This window comes from Variovorax sp. V116, assembly GCF_041154435.1.
Taxonomy (GTDB): domain Bacteria; phylum Pseudomonadota; class Gammaproteobacteria; order Burkholderiales; family Burkholderiaceae_C; genus Variovorax; species Variovorax paradoxus.
This window is the reverse complement of sequence record NZ_AP028662.1, coordinates 1,271,051-1,286,820: the sequence shown is the minus strand read 5'-3', so window position 1 is coordinate 1,286,820 and position 15,770 is coordinate 1,271,051. Positions and strand designations below refer to the sequence as shown.

13 protein-coding genes and 1 pseudogene are annotated in these 15,770 nt (G+C 68.8%); 12 read left to right on the top strand and 2 right to left on the bottom strand.

Translation table 11 applies throughout. From position 1 onward, the window contains the following. Positions 1-23 precede the first annotated feature (23 nt). The 8 genes and pseudogenes from ACAM58_RS32080 to ACAM58_RS32045 all read left to right on the top strand — a co-directional run bounded on the left by ACAM58_RS32080 (position 24) and on the right by ACAM58_RS32045 (position 7,754). On the top strand, positions 24-1,013 hold the full coding sequence (locus ACAM58_RS32080) for a tripartite tricarboxylate transporter substrate binding protein (protein WP_369664759.1): 990 nt from the start codon (positions 24-26) through the stop codon (positions 1,011-1,013). 20 nt (positions 1,014-1,033) lie between these two features. Next, the gene (locus ACAM58_RS32075; RefSeq protein ID WP_369664758.1) at positions 1,034-2,101 is read left to right on the top strand and encodes a maleylacetate reductase; all 1,068 of its coding nucleotides are present in this window, start codon (positions 1,034-1,036) and stop codon (positions 2,099-2,101) included. A gap of 49 nt (positions 2,102-2,150) precedes the next feature. Further along, positions 2,151-3,404 carry an ABC transporter substrate-binding protein gene (locus ACAM58_RS32070; protein ID WP_369664757.1) on the top strand — a complete coding sequence of 418 codons (1,254 nt, stop codon included), beginning with the start codon at positions 2,151-2,153 and terminating at the stop codon, positions 3,402-3,404. Positions 3,405-3,412: 8 nt separating this feature from the next. After that, a pseudogene (locus ACAM58_RS32065) lies at positions 3,413-4,131 on the top strand (ABC transporter ATP-binding protein). 127 nt (positions 4,132-4,258) lie between these two features. Then, positions 4,259-4,975: an ABC transporter ATP-binding protein gene (locus ACAM58_RS32060; protein ID WP_369664756.1), complete on the top strand. Its 717-nt coding sequence runs from the start codon at positions 4,259-4,261 to the stop codon at positions 4,973-4,975. After that, positions 4,968-5,840, top strand: a complete 873-nt coding sequence (locus tag ACAM58_RS32055; RefSeq protein WP_369664755.1) for a branched-chain amino acid ABC transporter permease — start codon at positions 4,968-4,970, stop codon at positions 5,838-5,840. Before ACAM58_RS32060 ends, ACAM58_RS32055 begins: the two co-directional genes overlap by 8 nt. Positions 5,841-5,845: 5 nt before the next feature. After that, positions 5,846-6,907, top strand: coding sequence for a branched-chain amino acid ABC transporter permease (locus tag ACAM58_RS32050; protein ID WP_369664754.1), 1,062 nt, complete (start codon positions 5,846-5,848; stop codon positions 6,905-6,907). After that, entirely contained in the window at positions 6,891-7,754 is an 864-nt protein-coding gene (locus ACAM58_RS32045) for an intradiol ring-cleavage dioxygenase (protein WP_015866162.1), read from the top strand. Before ACAM58_RS32050 ends, ACAM58_RS32045 begins: the two co-directional genes overlap by 17 nt. Positions 7,755-7,802: 48 nt before the next feature. Here ACAM58_RS32045 and ACAM58_RS32040 read toward each other — a convergent pair whose 3' ends face one another. Beyond that, positions 7,803-9,323: a Fic family protein gene (locus tag ACAM58_RS32040; protein ID WP_369664753.1), complete on the bottom strand. Its 1,521-nt coding sequence runs from the start codon at positions 9,321-9,323 to the stop codon at positions 7,803-7,805. Between the two features lie 163 nt (positions 9,324-9,486). Beyond that, positions 9,487-10,518, bottom strand: a complete 1,032-nt coding sequence (locus ACAM58_RS32035; RefSeq protein ID WP_369664752.1) for a LacI family DNA-binding transcriptional regulator — start codon at positions 10,516-10,518, stop codon at positions 9,487-9,489. Positions 10,519-10,710: 192 nt separating this feature from the next. Between ACAM58_RS32035 and ACAM58_RS32030 the strand changes: the two genes are divergently transcribed. From ACAM58_RS32030 to ACAM58_RS32015, 4 genes are all read left to right on the top strand, one after another. Beyond that, entirely contained in the window at positions 10,711-12,063 is a 1,353-nt protein-coding gene (locus tag ACAM58_RS32030; RefSeq protein ID WP_369664751.1) for a GntP family permease, read from the top strand. A gap of 15 nt (positions 12,064-12,078) precedes the next feature. Further along, on the top strand, positions 12,079-13,638 hold the full coding sequence (gntK, locus tag ACAM58_RS32025) for a gluconokinase (RefSeq protein WP_369664750.1): 1,560 nt from the start codon (positions 12,079-12,081) through the stop codon (positions 13,636-13,638). 39 nt (positions 13,639-13,677) lie between these two features. Continuing rightward, positions 13,678-14,601 (top strand): AraC family transcriptional regulator, encoded by a 924-nt coding sequence (locus tag ACAM58_RS32020; protein ID WP_081247594.1) that lies wholly within the window; start codon positions 13,678-13,680, stop codon positions 14,599-14,601. 167 nt (positions 14,602-14,768) lie between these two features. Beyond that, positions 14,769-15,767, top strand: a complete 999-nt coding sequence (locus tag ACAM58_RS32015) for a Bug family tripartite tricarboxylate transporter substrate binding protein (protein ID WP_369664749.1) — start codon at positions 14,769-14,771, stop codon at positions 15,765-15,767. Positions 15,768-15,770: the final 3 nt, after the last annotated feature.

Genomic DNA, 15,770 nt, shown 5'->3' with positions numbered 1-15,770 from the left:
TTTCCACCCACCAGGCACACACGATGTCTTTTCCGATCCTTTCCCGGGCGCTGGCCGCCTGCATGCTGCTGCTGCTCGGCGCCGCGGCCCAGGCCCAGGCCCAAGCCCAGGCGCCGGCCTGGCCCGCCAAGCCCGTGCGGCTGGTCGTCGGCTTCCCGCCGGGCGGCATCGTCGACACCGTCGCGCGCCAGCTGCAGCCGCGCCTGCAGGCCGCGCTCGGCCAGACCGTGATCGTCGACAACCGCAGTGGCGCCGGCGGCACGCTGGCGGCGGCCGAGGTGGCTCGCGCGGCACCCGACGGCCACACGCTGCTGATGGTATTCGACAGCTACGCCACCTATCCGCTGGTCTATCCGAAGCTGAGCTTCGACATCGCCAAGGACCTGCAGCCCGTGACCCAGGTCGCGAGCAATCCGCTGGTGCTGGTGGTCAACCCGAAGGTGCAGGCCAAGGACTTCCAGCGCTTCGTCGGCCTGCTCAAGGCGCAGCCCGGCGGCTTCAACTACGCGAGCGTCGGCCCGGGGTCGAGCAACCATCTCACGGCCGAATACTTCAAGGCCGTGAGCGGCACCTTCGTCACGCACATTCCCTACCGCGGCGGCGGCCCGGCCCAGCAGGACCTGCTGGGCGGACAGGTCGAGATGATGTTCCTCTCGGCCGTGCTGGCGCAGCCGCACGTCAACGCGGGCCGGCTGCGCGCCCTGGCGCAGACCGGCGCCCAGCGCGCGCCCGCCTATGCCGAGGTGCCGACCGTGGCCGAGAGCGGCTATCCGGGCTTCGAAGTGAATTCCTGGGTCGGCCTGCTCGCCCCGGCCGGCACGCCGCGCGCCGTGGTCGACCGGCTGCAGGCCGAAGTGCGCAAGGCCGTGACCGAGCCGGCCTTCCAGCAGCGGCTGCGCGAACAGGGCCTGACGGGCATCGCCAACACGCCCGAGCAGTTCGCCGCCGTGCTGCGCACAGAGCAGGACAAGTGGGCCCGCCTGGTGCGCGAGCGCCGCCTGAGCCTGGAATAGGCAGGCCGAAGGAACGCGCCATGCAAGACTTCATCCACACCACCCATCCGCAGCGCGTGGTGTTCGGCGCCGGCTCGCTGCGCCACCTGGCGCGCGAGATCGATGCGCTGGGCGCGAAGCGGGCGCTGGTGCTCTGCACGCCCGAGCAGCGGCCGCAGGCCGAGCGCGTGGCGGCCGCGCTCGGGGCGCAGGCGGCCGGCCTGTTCGACCGCGCCGTGATGCATGTGCCCGTCGAGACCGCACGCGAGGCGCGCGAGCTGGCGCGCCGGCTCGGCGCCGACTGCGCCGTGGCGCTCGGCGGCGGCTCCACCACGGGGCTGGGCAAGGCCATTGCGCTGGAAGCGGGGCTGCCGATCGTCGCCGTTCCCACCACCTACGCAGGCAGCGAGATGACGCCGATCTACGGCCTCACCGAGAACGGCCTGAAGAAGACCGGCAAGGATCCGCGCGTGCTGCCGCGCACCGTGATCTACGACCCCGAGCTGTCGCGCACGCTGCCCGTGGGCCTGAGCGTGACCAGCGGCATCAACGCCATCGCGCATGCGGCCGAAGGCCTCTATGCGCAGGACAGCAATCCGGTGATGGACCTGATGGCGGAGGAGGGCATCGCCGCGCTCGCACGCGCGCTGCCGGCCATCCGTGCGCAGCCCGGCGACCTGGCGGCGCGCTCCGATGCGCTCTACGGCGCGTGGCTGTGCGGCAGCGTGCTCGGCGCGGTGGGCATGGCCTTGCACCACAAGCTCTGCCACACGCTGGGCGGCAGCTTCAACCTGCCGCATGCCGAAGTGCACACGGTGGTGCTGCCGCACGCGCTCGCGTTCAATGCGCCGGCCGCGCCGCGCGCCATGGTACGCATCGCGCGCGCGCTCGGCGGGGTGTCGGCGCCGGCGGCGGTCTACGCATTGGCGCGGGGCAACGGCGCGCCCGTGGCGCTCAGGGACATCGGCATGCGCGCCGCCGACCTCGACCGCGCGGCCGACATCGCCGTCGCCAATCCGTACTGGAATCCGCGGCCCTTCGGCCCGGCCGAGCGCGGCGAGATCCGCGCACTGCTGCAGCGCGCCTTCGACGGCGAGCCGCCGGCATAGGCGCAGCACGCGAACAGAGAAACCCACACGAACAACGAAGGAGACAGCCATGACATTCAACCGCAGACAGTTCACGCAGGCCGCCGCCGCGCTTGCCGCCACGGGCGCCGCGCCGCGGGTGTTCGCCGCCGACACGCTCAAGATCGGCTATGTGTCGCCTCAGACCGGGCCGCTCGCGCCCTTCGGCGAGGCCGACAAGTGGGTGATCGAGCAGATGAAGGCCGCCTTCAAGGACGGCCTCAGCGTAGGCGGCAAGAAGTACGCCGTGCAGATCGTGCTGAAGGACAGCCAGTCGAACCCCAACCGCGCGGGCGAGGTCGCGAACGACCTGATCCTCAAGGACAAGGTCGCGCTCGTGCTCACGGCAGGCACGCCCGAGACCGCCAACCCGGTGAGCGACGCCTGCGAACTCAACGAGGTGCCGTGCATCTCCAGCGTGGTGCCGTGGCAGCCCTGGTTCTTCGGCCGCAAGGGCGACCCGGCCAAGGGCTTCAACTGGACCTACCACCTGTTCTGGGGGCTCGAGGACGTCATCGCCAACTTCACCAACGGCTGGAAGACCGTGGCCACCAACAGGAAGGTCGGCGGCCTGTTTCCCAACGATGGCGACGGCAACGCCTGGGGCGACAAGGAACTGGGCTTTCCGAAGCCGCTCGCGCAGATGGGCTTCACGCTCACCGATCCCGGCCGCTTCCAGAACGGCACGCAGGACTTCAGCGCGCAGATCGCGGCCTTCAAGCGCGACAACGTCGAGATCGTCACCGGCGTGGTGATCCCGCCCGATGCCAAGACCTTCCTCACGCAGGCGCGGCAGCAGGGCTTCAAGCCGAAGGTCGTCACGCTCGGCAAGGCACTACTCTTCCCAGGCGCGATCGAGGCGCTGGGCGAACTGGGCGACGGCTTGTCGACCGAGGTGTGGTGGAGCCCCTCGCATCCGTTCACGTCCAGTCTCACGCAGCAAAGCGCAAAGGCGCTGGCCGAGGCCTACGAGGCCGGTGCGAAGAAGCAGTGGACGCAGCCCATCGGCTTCGCGCATGCGCTGTTCGAGGTGGCGGCGAACGCGCTGTCGCGTGCCAAGTCGCTGAAGGCCGGCGACGTGCGCGATGCGGTCGCATCGACTTCCATCGATTCCGTGGTCGGCCCGGTGAAGTGGGGCGGACCGGGCCCGTTCAAGAACGTCAGCAAGACGCCGCTGGTGCTCGGCCAGTGGGGCAAGGGCAAGAAGTACAAGGTCGAGCTCGGCATCGTGAACAACGAAGCGGCCAAGGGCATTCCGGCCGGCGGCACGCTGCGGCTGCTCTGAAGAACGCCATGGCACTGCTGGCATTGCATGCGGTGAGCAAGTCGTACGGCGCGCTGCGGGTCACCGACGGCATCTCGCTCGAAGTGGCCGAGGGCGAGACGCTCGGCATCCTCGGTCCCAACGGGGCGGGGAAGACCACGCTGTTCAACCTGATCTCGGGCGACGCGCGCGTCGATGCGGGGCGCGTGGAGTACGCGGGGCGCGACGTGACGCGGCTCAAGCCGCACCAGCGCTGCCATGCGGGCATCGGGCGCAGCTACCAGGTGCCGCAGCCCTTCGGGAACATGAGCGTGTTCGAGAACCTGGTGACCGCGGCTGCTTCGGCGGGCAGCAGACCGAGCGCGAGGCGTGGCGCACGGCGCACGAAGTGCTCGCGCAGACGGGGCTGATGCCGCATGCGAACAAGCCGGCCGGCGGGCTCACGCTGCTCGACCGCAAGCGGCTGGAGCTTGCGCGCGCCCTCGCGACGAAGCCGCGCCTGCTGCTGCTCGACGAGATCGCGGGCGGCCTGACGGAGCCCGAGGCCGCGGTGCTGGTGGCGGAACTGAGGCGCATCAAGGCGCGGGGCGTGACGATGATCTGGATCGAGCATGTGGTGCATGCGCTGCTGTCGCTCGCGGACCGGCTGTTCGTCATCAACTTCGGGCAGAAGCTGGCGGAGGGGGCGCCGCTCGCGGTGATGAACGATGCCGAGGTGCGCCGGGTTTACATGGGGATGGAAGCATGAGCGCGTTTTCTTGTATTGCTCCTTCCCCTTCCGGGGGAAGGCCGGGATGGGGGCACGACGGCGCCACCACTCCAACGCCGCTTGCCCCCACCCCAGCCCTCCCCCGAAAGGGGAGGGAGCAAAGATCATGAACGCCCTGCTCGAAACCCACGGCCTCCAGGCCTTCTACCGCGACGCCCAGGCTCTCTTCGGCATCGACTTCACGCTGGCCGCCGGCGAGCTCGTCGCCATCATCGGTGCCAACGGCGCGGGCAAATCCACCTTCCTCAAGAGCCTCGCCGGCCTCGTCCGCGTCCCGCGGGAAACCATCCGCTTCAAGGGCGAACCCATCGGCGGGCTGCCTCCCGGCGAGATCGTGCGGCGCGGCCTGGCCATGGTGCCCGAGGGCCGGCGCCTCTTTCCGAGCCTGAGCGTCGAGGAGAACCTGCGCATGGGCGCCACCGCGGCCCGCAAGGGTCCGTGGAACCTGCAGCGCCTGTACGCCCTGTTCCCCATCCTCGCCGAGAAGCGCCACGCGCCCGGCACTTCGCTGTCCGGCGGCCAGCAGCAGATGGTGGCGCTCGGCCGCGCGCTCATGAGCAATCCCGAAGTGCTGCTGTGCGACGAGCTCTCGCTCGGCCTCGCGCCGATCGTCATCCGCGAGATCTATGCGGCCATGCCCACCATCACGGGCGAGGGCATGACCGTCGTCATCGTCGAGCAGGACGTGACGATGGCGCGGCAGGTCTCGCGGCGCATCTACTGCTTCCAGGAAGGCCGCGTGTCGCTCGAAGGAAAGTCGGGCGAACTCACGCGCGAGCAGATCTCGCAGGCCTACTTCGGCATCGAGGCCGCCCATGCTTGAGACCGTCATCCAGGGCGTGCTGCTCGGCGGCCTCTACACGCTGTTCGCGCTCGGCCAGTCGCTGATGTTCGGCGTCATGCGGCTCACCAACACGGCGCAGGGCGACTTCATCATCCTCGGCGCCTTCGCGGTCATCGCGGGCGTGTCGGTGGCGGGCGATGCCACGCCGGGGCTCGTTGCCATGGTCGCGCTCGGGGTGCTGCCGGTGGCCTTCGTGTTCGGCTACGCGCTGCAGCGCTACGTGCTCAACGGCACGCTCGGCAAAGACCCGCTGCCCTCGCTCGTCGTCACCTTCGGCTTGTCGATCGTCATCCAGAACCTGCTGCTCGAACTGTTCTCGGCCGACCCGCGCGCCATCGAGACCGGCGGGCTCAGCACGCAAGGCGTGGCGCTGGGCGACACGCTCTCGCTCGGCGTGCTGCCGCTCGTCGTGCTGGCCGTCGCGCTGGTTGCAACGGCCGCGCTGCAATGGCTCTTCGCGCACACGGCGCTGGGCCGCTCGTTCCGCGCCGTGTCCGACGACCGCGAGATCGCCGAACTCATGGGCCTGGACGCGAAGAAGGTCTACGCCTTTGCGACCGCCATTGCCTTCGTGCTGATCGCCATTGCCGGTGCGCTGCAGGGCATGCGCACCACGGTGTCGCCGTCGGACGGCCCGCTGCTGCTGCTGTTCGCCTTCGAGGCCGTGATCATCGGCGGCATGGGCTCGTTCTGGGGCACGCTGGCCGGCGCGATGATCCTGGGCATCACGCAGCAGATCGGCTTCCGGCTCGATCCGGGCTGGGGCATCTGGGCCGGACACATCGTGTTCCTGGTCGTGCTGGTGCTGCGGCCGCAGGGCCTTTTTCCGAAGACACGTGGATGAAGCCGATGACGAACATGCCCCCACCCCTCATTGACGTCGAGCGCGCCACCGCCGCGAGCCGCGTCGCGCTCGCCGCCGGCACCGCGCTCGTGCTGATCGCCGCCAGCCTGCCTTTCTGGGGCGAGCCGAGCTGGATGCGCGAGTTCGTCGAGATCGCCTGCTACTTCATCTTCGCGATGATGTGGAACCTGCTCGCCGGCTACGGCGGCATGGTGAGCATCGGGCAGCAGGCCTTCTTCGGCTTCGGCGGCTACGTCATGCTGATGCTCGGCAACTTCGCGGACGTCAACCCCTTCGTGGCGGTGCCGCTGGGCGCGCTCGCGGCAGGGCTCATCGCCGTGCCCGTGTCCTTCGTCGCGTTCCGATTGTCGGGCGGCTACTTCGCCATCGGCACCTGGGTGATCGCCGAGGTGTTCCGCCTGAGCTTCGCCAACGTGTCGGCGGTGGGCGGCGGCTCGGGCACTACGCTCACGGCGCTGCGCGGCATCGAACGCGCGACGCGCGAAAGAACCACCTACTGGATGGCGCTGGCCTGCGTGGTCGCGGCCGTTGCGCTGGTCTACCTGTTCCTGCGCAGCAAGCGCGGGCTCGCGCTGCTGGCCATCCGCGACAACGAGGTGGCCGCGGAGTCGCAGGGCGTTCCGGTGGCGCGCATGAAGCTCGCGGTGTATGTGGTGGCGGCCTTCGGTGCGGGACTCGCGGGCGCGCTCTACTTCGTCGGCAACCTGCGCATCAGCCCCGACGCGGCCTTCAGCGTCAACTGGACGGCGTTCGCGATCTTCATGGTGGTGATCGGCGGCATCGGCCGCATCGAGGGGCCGCTGGTGGGCGCACTGGTCTTCTGGGCCTTGAACAAGTTCCTCAGCGACTACGGCACCTGGTACCTGCTCGGGCTCGGGCTGCTGGCCATCGGTGTGACGCTCTTCTTCAAGCAGGGGCTGTGGGGCTGGGCGCAGCAGCGCTGGGCCTGGTCCCTGTTCCCGACGCAGCGGCGGCTCCTGCCGCCCGCGCCTTCTTTTTCTTCTTCTTCCGACCTGGAGCGGGGCTTCCATGCGAAACATCGATGAACACACCATCACCGCCGCCGTGCTCGAACGCATGGCCGGCTGCGAGGACGCGCGCCTGAAGGAAGTGATGTCGGCGCTCGTGCGCCACCTGCACGACTTCGCGCGCGAAGTGAAGCTGACCGAGGCCGAATGGAGCGCCGGCATCGAGTTCCTGACCGCCACGGGCCAGAAGTGCGACGCGCAGCGGCAGGAGTTCATCCTGCTGTCGGACACGCTGGGCCTGTCGATGCTGACCGTGGCGATGAACCACGCGAAGAGCCCTCAGGCCACCGAGGCCACCGTGTTCGGCCCCTTCCACGTGGCGGGCGCGCCGCAGCTGCCGCTGGGCAGCGACATCTCCGGTGGCGCAGTGGGCGAGCCGCTGTTCGTGCAGGCCACGGTGCGCGGACCCGGCGGCGAGCCGGTTGCCGACGCGGTGGTCGATGTCTGGGAGGCCGACGCCGAAGGCTTCTACGACGTGCAGCGGCCCGGCGCGCAGCCGCAGGGGCGGGCGGTCCTGCGCACCAACGCCGAGGGCCGGCTGTGGTTTCGCGGCGTGGCGCCGGTGGCCTACCCGATTCCCACCGATGGACCGGTCGGCGCGATGCTGCGCGCAACGCGGCGGCATCCATGGCGCCCCGCGCATGTGCACTTCATGATCCAGGCGCCGGGCTACGAGACGCTGATCACGCACGTCTTCCGCGAGGGCGATCCCTACCTCGACAGCGATGCGGTGTTCGGCGTGCGCAGTTCGCTGATCGGCGACTTCGCGCAGCACGCCGCAGGGCGCGCGCCCGACGGGAGCGTGCAGGAAGCGCCGTTCCACACGCTGGAGTTCGCGTTCGTGCTCGAGCCTGCGGGGGTGTGACGACCCGAGGCGCATCCTTCAGCGCGGTCGCGGGCGACTGCACTCAGCTTACTGATCAGTCGGTGCCTCATCTTCGTCGCGCGGACCAGGCTCATCGACCGAAAGCACGGCCCGCACCTTCTCTTCGATGGCCAGGTAGGCTGCTTCAGATACCTCCTCCGCGTAGCGCCTGCGCTTGTTCTTCGAGATCGTTCCGCCGTTGGTCAGCGCGATCGATACCAGCGTCGCGAGCGTTGAACCGCGTAGATCGAAGCGCTCATCGATCTCTCTGCGCACTGCATCGAAGTGCAGGATGAAGTTGCTCTCGTTGCGCAGTTCAACCTCCAGGGCCTCTTTCGCCATGCGCAGCCCAAATTCGACGCATGCGGTGGCATCCCAGTATCGAAAGATCTTGTCGTCGGCCCCGAAGCTGAATTCGTAGTCGCCCTCGCCGATCGCGCGCACGCGCACAAGGTCCCGGGCAGGCCGCGAGAAATCGCGGAGCACCTGCAGGTACTGCGCCTCGTGGTGCTTCATCGCGATCGACACCGGCAGCAGCATGCCTTCGCCCAATTGGCCCGACTGGCAAAGGACCTTGTGAAACAGGAATCGCGAGAGTCGGCCATTGCCGTCCATGAACGGGTGGATAAAGACGAAGCCGAAGGAGGCGATGCTCGCGGCCATCACCGGATCCAATCGGCCGGAAATGCGGTTGACGAAGGTTGTCCAGCCCTCCATCAGCGCAGGCACGTCCTCAGGCGCCGGCGGCACGTAGGCCACGCCGAGGGCGCCCTGATTGCCGTCGCTCAGCCAGTTCTGTTCGGTCCGATACTGAACGGCCTGGTTGTACGGGTTCGACACGATCGAGTTCTGCAAGTCCACCAGGTACTGCTCGTCGACCTGGCGTGGCTCGTGGGCCTGTTGGAGCAGCCGCACGAAGGTGCGCCGCTTGTCTTCCGAGGGCGCTTCTCGTTCGATCGCGTAGCTGTCCTGCGTCTCGTGCAAATAGGCCCAGTTCAAAGTGCGGTCCAGCAATTCCCGATCCAATCCTTGGACGAACTCGCGCGCGGCCTCCAGCACCTTGGAGCTGACCAAGTCCATGATCACCTGGGTGCGCTCGACAGTGGCGCAGTAGTCCCAAGTTCCCAGACCGTTGAAGTTCACGCGCCAGCGCGAATCTCGCTGTGCGGGTCCCACGAAGTACTTGCTCGAGTCGAAAAGGTCGATGTAGCCCCCGGCCACCGGTGGATCCTGCATGACCGGACGGCCCGTGAAATGCTCCCAAACACAGCAGAGCATCCGCACGTATTGCCCGTTGGGCGTCTGCCTCACCGCCTCACCAAGTAGTTCGGCGGACAAATGCTTTGCTGCCGCGGCGAGCAACGGCAAATTGACGCCTTCGTGCTTGAGCGCGAAGAGCAGGTGTCCGAGAAGATCATCTTCGCGGGCCGGCGCGCTGGCCGCAGGCACGGACAAGCCGTTTGCCGTGGGGAGGATCCGCGTGACAGGACGGATCATGGCCGGACGGCGTATCTCGAAGACTGGCAGGTCCAGTCTGCGTCGAACAAGTTCATAGCCGACCAGCGCCATGGATTTCTTTAATCGTTACAGGATTTGTTTCATTTTAGGCGTCTTGGCTGGTTTTTTATTCAGATCATGCCATCCATGGTCCACCCGAGGGCCGGGCAAGGCGGGTCAAGGCAAGGCGTGAGCCTGGAGTGCTCGCCGTTGGCGACGGGCGTTCCCCATCGCCTCAGCTGCTCTCCCGCACCACCAACTCGAACCCCAGGTCCACCGTGCGCTCCGCCACGGTCTCGGCGCGCATCAGCGCGAGCAGCATGCCGGCCGCGCGTTCGCCCATTTCCTTTCGCGGCGTGCGCACGGTGGTCAGCGGCGGCAGCATCTGGTCGCTGCCGCCCAGGTCGTTGAAGCCGGCGATCGCCACGCGCTGCGGCACGGGCACGCCGCTGCGCAGCGCGGCGAGCAGCCCGCCCTGGGCGAGGTCGTCGTTGCAGTAGAAGATGGCATCCACGTCCGGATGGCGCGCGAGCAGGTCCTCGAACTGGCGGCCGCCCAGTGCCATGGAGGTCGGGCCCGGCACCAGCAGTTCGAGCGCCGGGTCGTGGCAGCCGGCCTCGCGCAGCGCCTCGCGGTAGCCCTCCAGGCGCAGCAGCACGCGCGGGTCGAGCTGGCCGGCGGCATAGGCAATGCGCCGGCGGCCGCGCTGCAGCAGGTGCCGGGTGATGGCGCGGCCCGCGTCCCGCTGCGAAAACCCCACGCTGTGGATGCCGGGCGCGGCCGAGGTTTCCATCATGTACACGCAGGGCGCGTGGCTGCGCTCGAGCATCTGGGCGGCCGCGGCGCTGCGGTCGAAGCCCGTCAGCAGCAGGCCCGCCGGTCGCTGCGAGAGGTGGCTGCGCAGCAGCGCCTCTTCCTGCGCGGGGTCGTAGTGGGTCACGCCGATGAGCGACTGGTAGCCGTGCGGCGCGAGCGCGTCCTGCACCGCCTCGAGCAGTTCCACGAAGAGCTGGTTGGTCAGCGAGGGGATCAGCACCGCCACGTGGGAACTGCGCGCCGAAGCCAGCGCGCGCGCCGCCACGTTGGGCACGTAGCCCAGCTGGTCGACCGCCGCCTGCACGCGGGCCTTCAGCTCGGGCGCCACGTTGCGCGCGCCCCGCAGCGCGCGCGACACGGTGATCGGGCTCACGCCCGAGACGCGGGCCACGTCGTCCAGCGTGACGTGGCTCGAGGAACGGGGTCGGGGGCGGTCGGGAGCGTCGGCCATGGATCGAAGTTCTAAGGGTTAATACCAAGCTGAATCTGGACAGCGCTGTCCTAGGATAGCGCTGTCCCAGCCATGGGTGCTCCGTAAAAACCCGAGACACCCCAGCGCTGGCTTTTTTTGGATTGTGCGGGATAGCGCTATCCCTGGCACCACCGGCCGCCCGTGGCGCGGCCGGATTCAGGAGACATACACATGTTCGGAATGAGCAAAGAGGTATTCCTGCTCGTCGACGCCCTGGTGGCGATCCTCGGGCTGATCCTTCTGATCACGCGCTGGCGCGTGCACCCCTTCATCGCGCTGACGCTGGCCGCGGGCTTCCTGGGCCTGACCTCGGGCATGCCGGTGGACCTGGTGATGAAGTCCTTCCAGGAGGGCTTCGGCGGCGTGCTGGGCTTCGTGGGCATCGTGCTGGGCCTGGGCACCATGCTGGGCAAGATGATGGCCGAATCGGGCGGCGCCGACCGCATTGCGCGCACGCTGATCGACGCCTTCGGCCGCGAGCGCGTGCACTGGGCGATGATGTTCGCGGCCTTCCTGGTGGGCATTCCGCTGTTCTTCGAGATAGGCTTCGTGCTGCTGATCCCGCTGGTGTTCATCGTGGCGCGGCGCACCGGCGTCTCGCTGATCCGCATCGGCATTCCGCTGCTGGCCGGCCTGTCGGTGGTGCACGGCCTGGTGCCGCCGCACCCGGGGCCGCTCCTGGCCATCGGTGTGTTCGGCGCCGACATCGGCAAGACCATCTTCTACGGCCTCATCGTCGGCCTGCCCACCGCGATGATCGCGGGGCCGATCTTCGGCAAGTTCATCTCGAAGTACGTGCCGGGCGAAGCCTCGCCCGAGCTGATGGAACAGCTGGCGCACGAACCCGAGGCGCGCGAGCTGCCCGGCTTCGGCATCACGCTGCTCACGGTGCTGCTGCCGGTCGCGCTGATGCTGCTGAAGACCTTCGCCGACGTGGCGCTCGACGACAAGAACGCGGTGCGCCACTGGATGGACTTCATCGGCCACCCGATCACCGCGCTGCTGGCAGCGCTGCTGCTGTCGCTCTACACCTTCGGCACTGCGCGCGGCTTCACTGCCAGGCAGATCATGAAGTTCGTCGACGACAGCCTGGCGCCCACCGCGGCCATCGTGCTGATCATCGGCGCGGGCGGCGGCTTCAAGCAGATGCTGGTGGCGAGCGGCGTGGGCAACGCGATCGGGCAGATGGCGCTGCATGCGCAGGTCTCGCCGATCCTGCTCGCCTGGCTGGTGGCGGGGCTGATCCGCATCGCCACCGGCTCGGCCACGGTTGCCACCATCACGGGCGCGGGCATCGTCGCGCCGCTTGCCACCATGGTGCCGGGCGTGAACCGCGAGCTGCTGGTGCTGGCCACGGGCGCGGGTTCGCTGATCCTCTCGCACGTCAACGACGCGGGCTTTTGGCTGGTCAAGCAATACTTCAACATGACGGTGGCCGAGACCTTCAAGACCTGGACCGTGATGGAAACGCTGATCTCGGTCGTGGCCATCGTGTTCATCATGCTGCTCGGCATGGTCGTGTAAGCCAAGGAGACAAGCATGGGCCGCATCGTCATCGGGGTCGACATCGGAACCACCAGCACCAAGGCGGTGGCCTTCACGCCGGCCGGGCGCGTGCTGGCGCACGACGCGGTCGAATACCCGCTGCTGCAGCCCGAGGCCGCGGCCGCCGAGCAGGACCCGGAGCAGATCTTCCAGGCCGTGCTCGCGGCCATCGCCGGCTGCGTGAAGCAGAGCAAGGCCGCGCCCGCCGACGTGCTCGCGGTGTCTTTCAGCGCGGCGATGCACAGCCTGATCCTGGTCGATGCCGCGGGCGCGCCGCTCACGCGCAGCATCACCTGGGCCGACCACCGTGCCTCGGCCTGGGCCGTGCGCATCCGCGACGAATGGGACGGCCTGGCAATCTACCGCCGCACCGGCACGCCGATCCATCCGATGTCGCCGCTGGCCAAGCTGGTGTGGCTGCGCCACGAGCGCGCCGAGCTCTTCGCACGCGCCGCGCGCTTCGTCGGCATCAAGGAGTACGTGTTCTTCCGGCTCTTCGGCCAGTGGCAGGTCGACCATTCGATCGCCTCGGCCACGGGCCTGTTCGACATCGAGCGGCTCGACTGGGAGGAAGGTGCGCTTGCGCTCGCCGGCGTGCGCGCCGAGCAGCTGCCGCGCCCGGTGCCGACCACCTGGCACATCGAGGGCCTGGCGGCGGACACCGCGGCGCAGCTGGGCCTGGCGCGCGACACGCCGTTCGTGATCGGCGCCAACGACGGCGTGCTCTCCAACCTTGGCGTGAACGCGATGGCGCCCGGCGAAGTGGCCGTGACCATCGGCACCAGCGGCGCGATGCGCACCGTGGTCGACCATCCGATGACCGATCCCGAGGGCCGCACCTTCTGCTATGCGCTGGCCGAGCGGCGCTGGGTGGTGGGCGGACCGGTGAACAACGGCGGCATCATCCTGCGCTGGGTGCGCGACGAGTTCGCCTCGGCCGAGGCCGAGACCGCCAAGCGCCTGGGCATCGACACCTACGAGGTGCTCACGCGCATCGCCGAGCGCGTCTCCGCGGGCTCCGAAGGGCTGGTGTTCCACCCCTTCCTCACCGGCGAACGCGCGCCCTACTGGAACGCCGACCTGCGCGGCTCCTTCTTCGGGCTGGGCATCCACCACCGCAAGGAGCACATGATCCGCGCGGTGCTCGAGGGCGTGATCTTCAACCTGCACAGCATCCTGCCGGCGGTCGAGTCGATCGCGGGCCCGAGCGCCCGCATCAAGGCCACTGGCGGCTTCGCGCGCTCGGGCATGTGGCGCCAGATGATGGCCGATGTGTTCGACCGCGAGGTGGTGGTGCCCGAAAGCTTCGAGAGTTCCTGCCTCGGCGCCGCGGTGCTCGGGCTCTATGCGCTGGGCCATGTCGATTCGCTGGACGTGGTCGCGGGCATGGTCGGCGCGACCCACCGCCACACGCCCAACGCCAAGAACGTTGCGCTCTATCGGCAGCTGCTGCCGGTGTTCCTCTCGCTGCCGCACAAGCTTGGCGAGGAATACCGGCTGCTTGCCGCGTTCCAGCAGCAGACGGCGGTGCCGCCGCCGGTGCGCAAAAGCTGACGGCGCGCTTCGCTGCGGCCCCTTTCTGGAGACCTGGCTTTGCTGAACACCACGCCGCAGGCCTTTGCTTCCCGGCAGGCCTTTGCCTCCCAGCAGGCCCTTGCCTCCCCGCAGGTGTTCGATGCCTGCGCCACGGTCCACTGCGAAGGCGCCTCTGCAGCTTCGCCGCGAGAGAGCCATCCGCGCTGCCTGCATGAACACGAGCTGCACCTGATCGGCGCACGGCCCGCGCGCCTGCGCATCGGCGCGGGCGCGGACCAGGAGACGCACAGCTTCGCACCCGGCACCGTCGTGCTGCTCGGGCCCAGGCTGCCGCACAGCCTCGCGTTCGAGCACCGCGCGCCGCCGGGCGGCAGCGCAGGCGAACTGGTGCTGCGCTTCAGCGACGAGCTGCTGCGCCGCGGCATGGCGCTTTTTCCGGAGCTCGGCGATGCCGGCCCGCTGCTGGCGCGCGCGCGCCAGGGCGTGCAGTTCGTCGGCCTGGGCGCGGACACGCTCGCGCGCCTGCGCCGCATCGAGACGCTGCGCGGGCTTGCGCGTTTCTCCGAATTCATCGCGCTGCTGAACGAGCTCGCACAATGGCGCGACTACCGGCTGCTTGCCGATGTCTTCCTTGCCGATGCCGGCTTCGACGAGGACGGCCGCGCGCTGCGCATCCACAAGGCGATCGACTACATCCGCGACAACTACGCCGAGGCGCTGTCGCTGGCCGAGGTCGGCGCGATCGCGGGCATGCGCGAGAACGCCTTCTCGCGCAGCTTCCGCCGCGCCACCGGCCAGACCTTCACCGACTTCGTCAACGGCCTGCGCGTGGCGAGGGCCTGCCGCCTGCTGGCCTCGACGCGCCAGCAGGTGAGCAGCATCTGCTACGAGGTGGGGTTCAACAACATCTCGAATTTCAACCGGCACTTCCGCCGGATCCAGGGCATGACGCCGGGCGAATTCCGCGGCCGCCGGATGTGAACGCTGGCCGGGCTGGCGCCGGCAGAGCTATCTCGAATTCCACGCAATGGAAATGTGGGGATGCGCGGCAGAGCCCGCATCCCTAAGCTTGGACCCGTCGATGAGAAGAGCCGCAGCGCCGCCCTCGATGCCTGCTTTCTCACATTCCCTTTCGACGGAGACAAACGATGCTGAACCCCATGACGCTGGCACGCGCCAGGCATGCCATCCTTCTTACGCTGGCCTGCGCGGTTGGCGGCCTGGCCGCGGTGCCGGCGCGCGCGGCCTTTCCCGACAAGCCGATCAAGCTCGTGGTGCCGTTCGCACCCGGCGGCGGCACCGACCTCGTGGCCCGCACCATGGCCATCGCGATGGGGCAGGAACTGGGGCAGCCCGTGATCATCGACAACAAGCCCGGCGCGGGCACGATCATCGGCACGGACGCCGTGGCCAAGAGCGCCCCCGATGGCTACACGATGGTGATGGCCACGGTGGCGCACGTCGTGAACCCGAGCCTGCAGCCCAAGCTCCCGTACAACCATGACAAGGCCTTTGCGCCGGTCATGCTGGTGGGCATTTCGCCGAACGTGCTGGTGGTTCGCGCCGACAGCCCGCTCAAGTCGGTGAAGGACCTGGTCGATGCGGCCAGGGCCCAGCCGGGCAAGCTGTCCTTCGCGTCGCAGGGCGCGGGCACCTCGGCCCACCTGGCCGGCGAGCTCTTCAAGAACCTGACCAAGACCGACATCACCCACATCCCCTACCGCGGTGCCGGCCCCGCCATCACCGACCTGCTGGGCGGACAGGTCGACGTGATGTTCGCGACGGCCGCGGCGGTGGGCAGCTTCGTCGAAAGCGGCAAGCTGCGCGCGCTGGCCGTGACCACCGCCACGCGCTCCACGGCCCACGCGCTCGCGAAGGTGCCGACGATCGCGGAGAGCGGCGTGCCGGGCTACGTTGCCGACAGCTGGTATGGCCTGTACGCGCCCGCCGGCACCCCGGCCGACGTGATTGCGCGCCTGAATGCCGCAGCGAAGAAGGCCGTGCAGACGGAGGCCTTCCGCAAGCGGGTGGAGTCCGAGGGCCTCGTCATCAACGGCGGCTCGCCGCAGGACTTCGACAGGTACGCCAAGGGCGAGGAAGCGCGCTGGCGCAAGGTGGTCAAGGAAAACAACATCACGGCCGAATGAACG

What these genes read in the sequence shown, in the direction of transcription:
- ACAM58_RS32030 (WP_369664751.1), top strand. Translation starts at nt 10,711, where the DNA reads ATGTTCGGAATGAGCAAAGAGGTATTCCTGCTCGTCGACGCCCTGGTG.
- ACAM58_RS32075 (WP_369664758.1), top strand. Translation starts at nt 1,034, where the DNA reads ATGCAAGACTTCATCCACACCACCCATCCGCAGCGCGTGGTGTTCGGC.
- ACAM58_RS32055 (WP_369664755.1), top strand. Translation starts at nt 4,968, where the DNA reads ATGCTTGAGACCGTCATCCAGGGCGTGCTGCTCGGCGGCCTCTACACG.
- ACAM58_RS32060 (WP_369664756.1), top strand. Translation starts at nt 4,259, where the DNA reads ATGAACGCCCTGCTCGAAACCCACGGCCTCCAGGCCTTCTACCGCGAC.
- ACAM58_RS32080 (WP_369664759.1), top strand. Translation starts at nt 24, where the DNA reads ATGTCTTTTCCGATCCTTTCCCGGGCGCTGGCCGCCTGCATGCTGCTG.
- gntK (WP_369664750.1), top strand. Translation starts at nt 12,079, where the DNA reads ATGGGCCGCATCGTCATCGGGGTCGACATCGGAACCACCAGCACCAAG.
- ACAM58_RS32050 (WP_369664754.1), top strand. Translation starts at nt 5,846, where the DNA reads ATGACGAACATGCCCCCACCCCTCATTGACGTCGAGCGCGCCACCGCC.
- ACAM58_RS32040 (WP_369664753.1), bottom strand. Translation starts at nt 9,323, where the DNA reads ATGGCGCTGGTCGGCTATGAACTTGTTCGACGCAGACTGGACCTGCCA.
- ACAM58_RS32045 (WP_015866162.1), top strand. Translation starts at nt 6,891, where the DNA reads ATGCGAAACATCGATGAACACACCATCACCGCCGCCGTGCTCGAACGC.
- ACAM58_RS32070 (WP_369664757.1), top strand. Translation starts at nt 2,151, where the DNA reads ATGACATTCAACCGCAGACAGTTCACGCAGGCCGCCGCCGCGCTTGCC.
- ACAM58_RS32035 (WP_369664752.1), bottom strand. Translation starts at nt 10,518, where the DNA reads ATGGCCGACGCTCCCGACCGCCCCCGACCCCGTTCCTCGAGCCACGTC.
- ACAM58_RS32015 (WP_369664749.1), top strand. Translation starts at nt 14,769, where the DNA reads ATGCTGAACCCCATGACGCTGGCACGCGCCAGGCATGCCATCCTTCTT.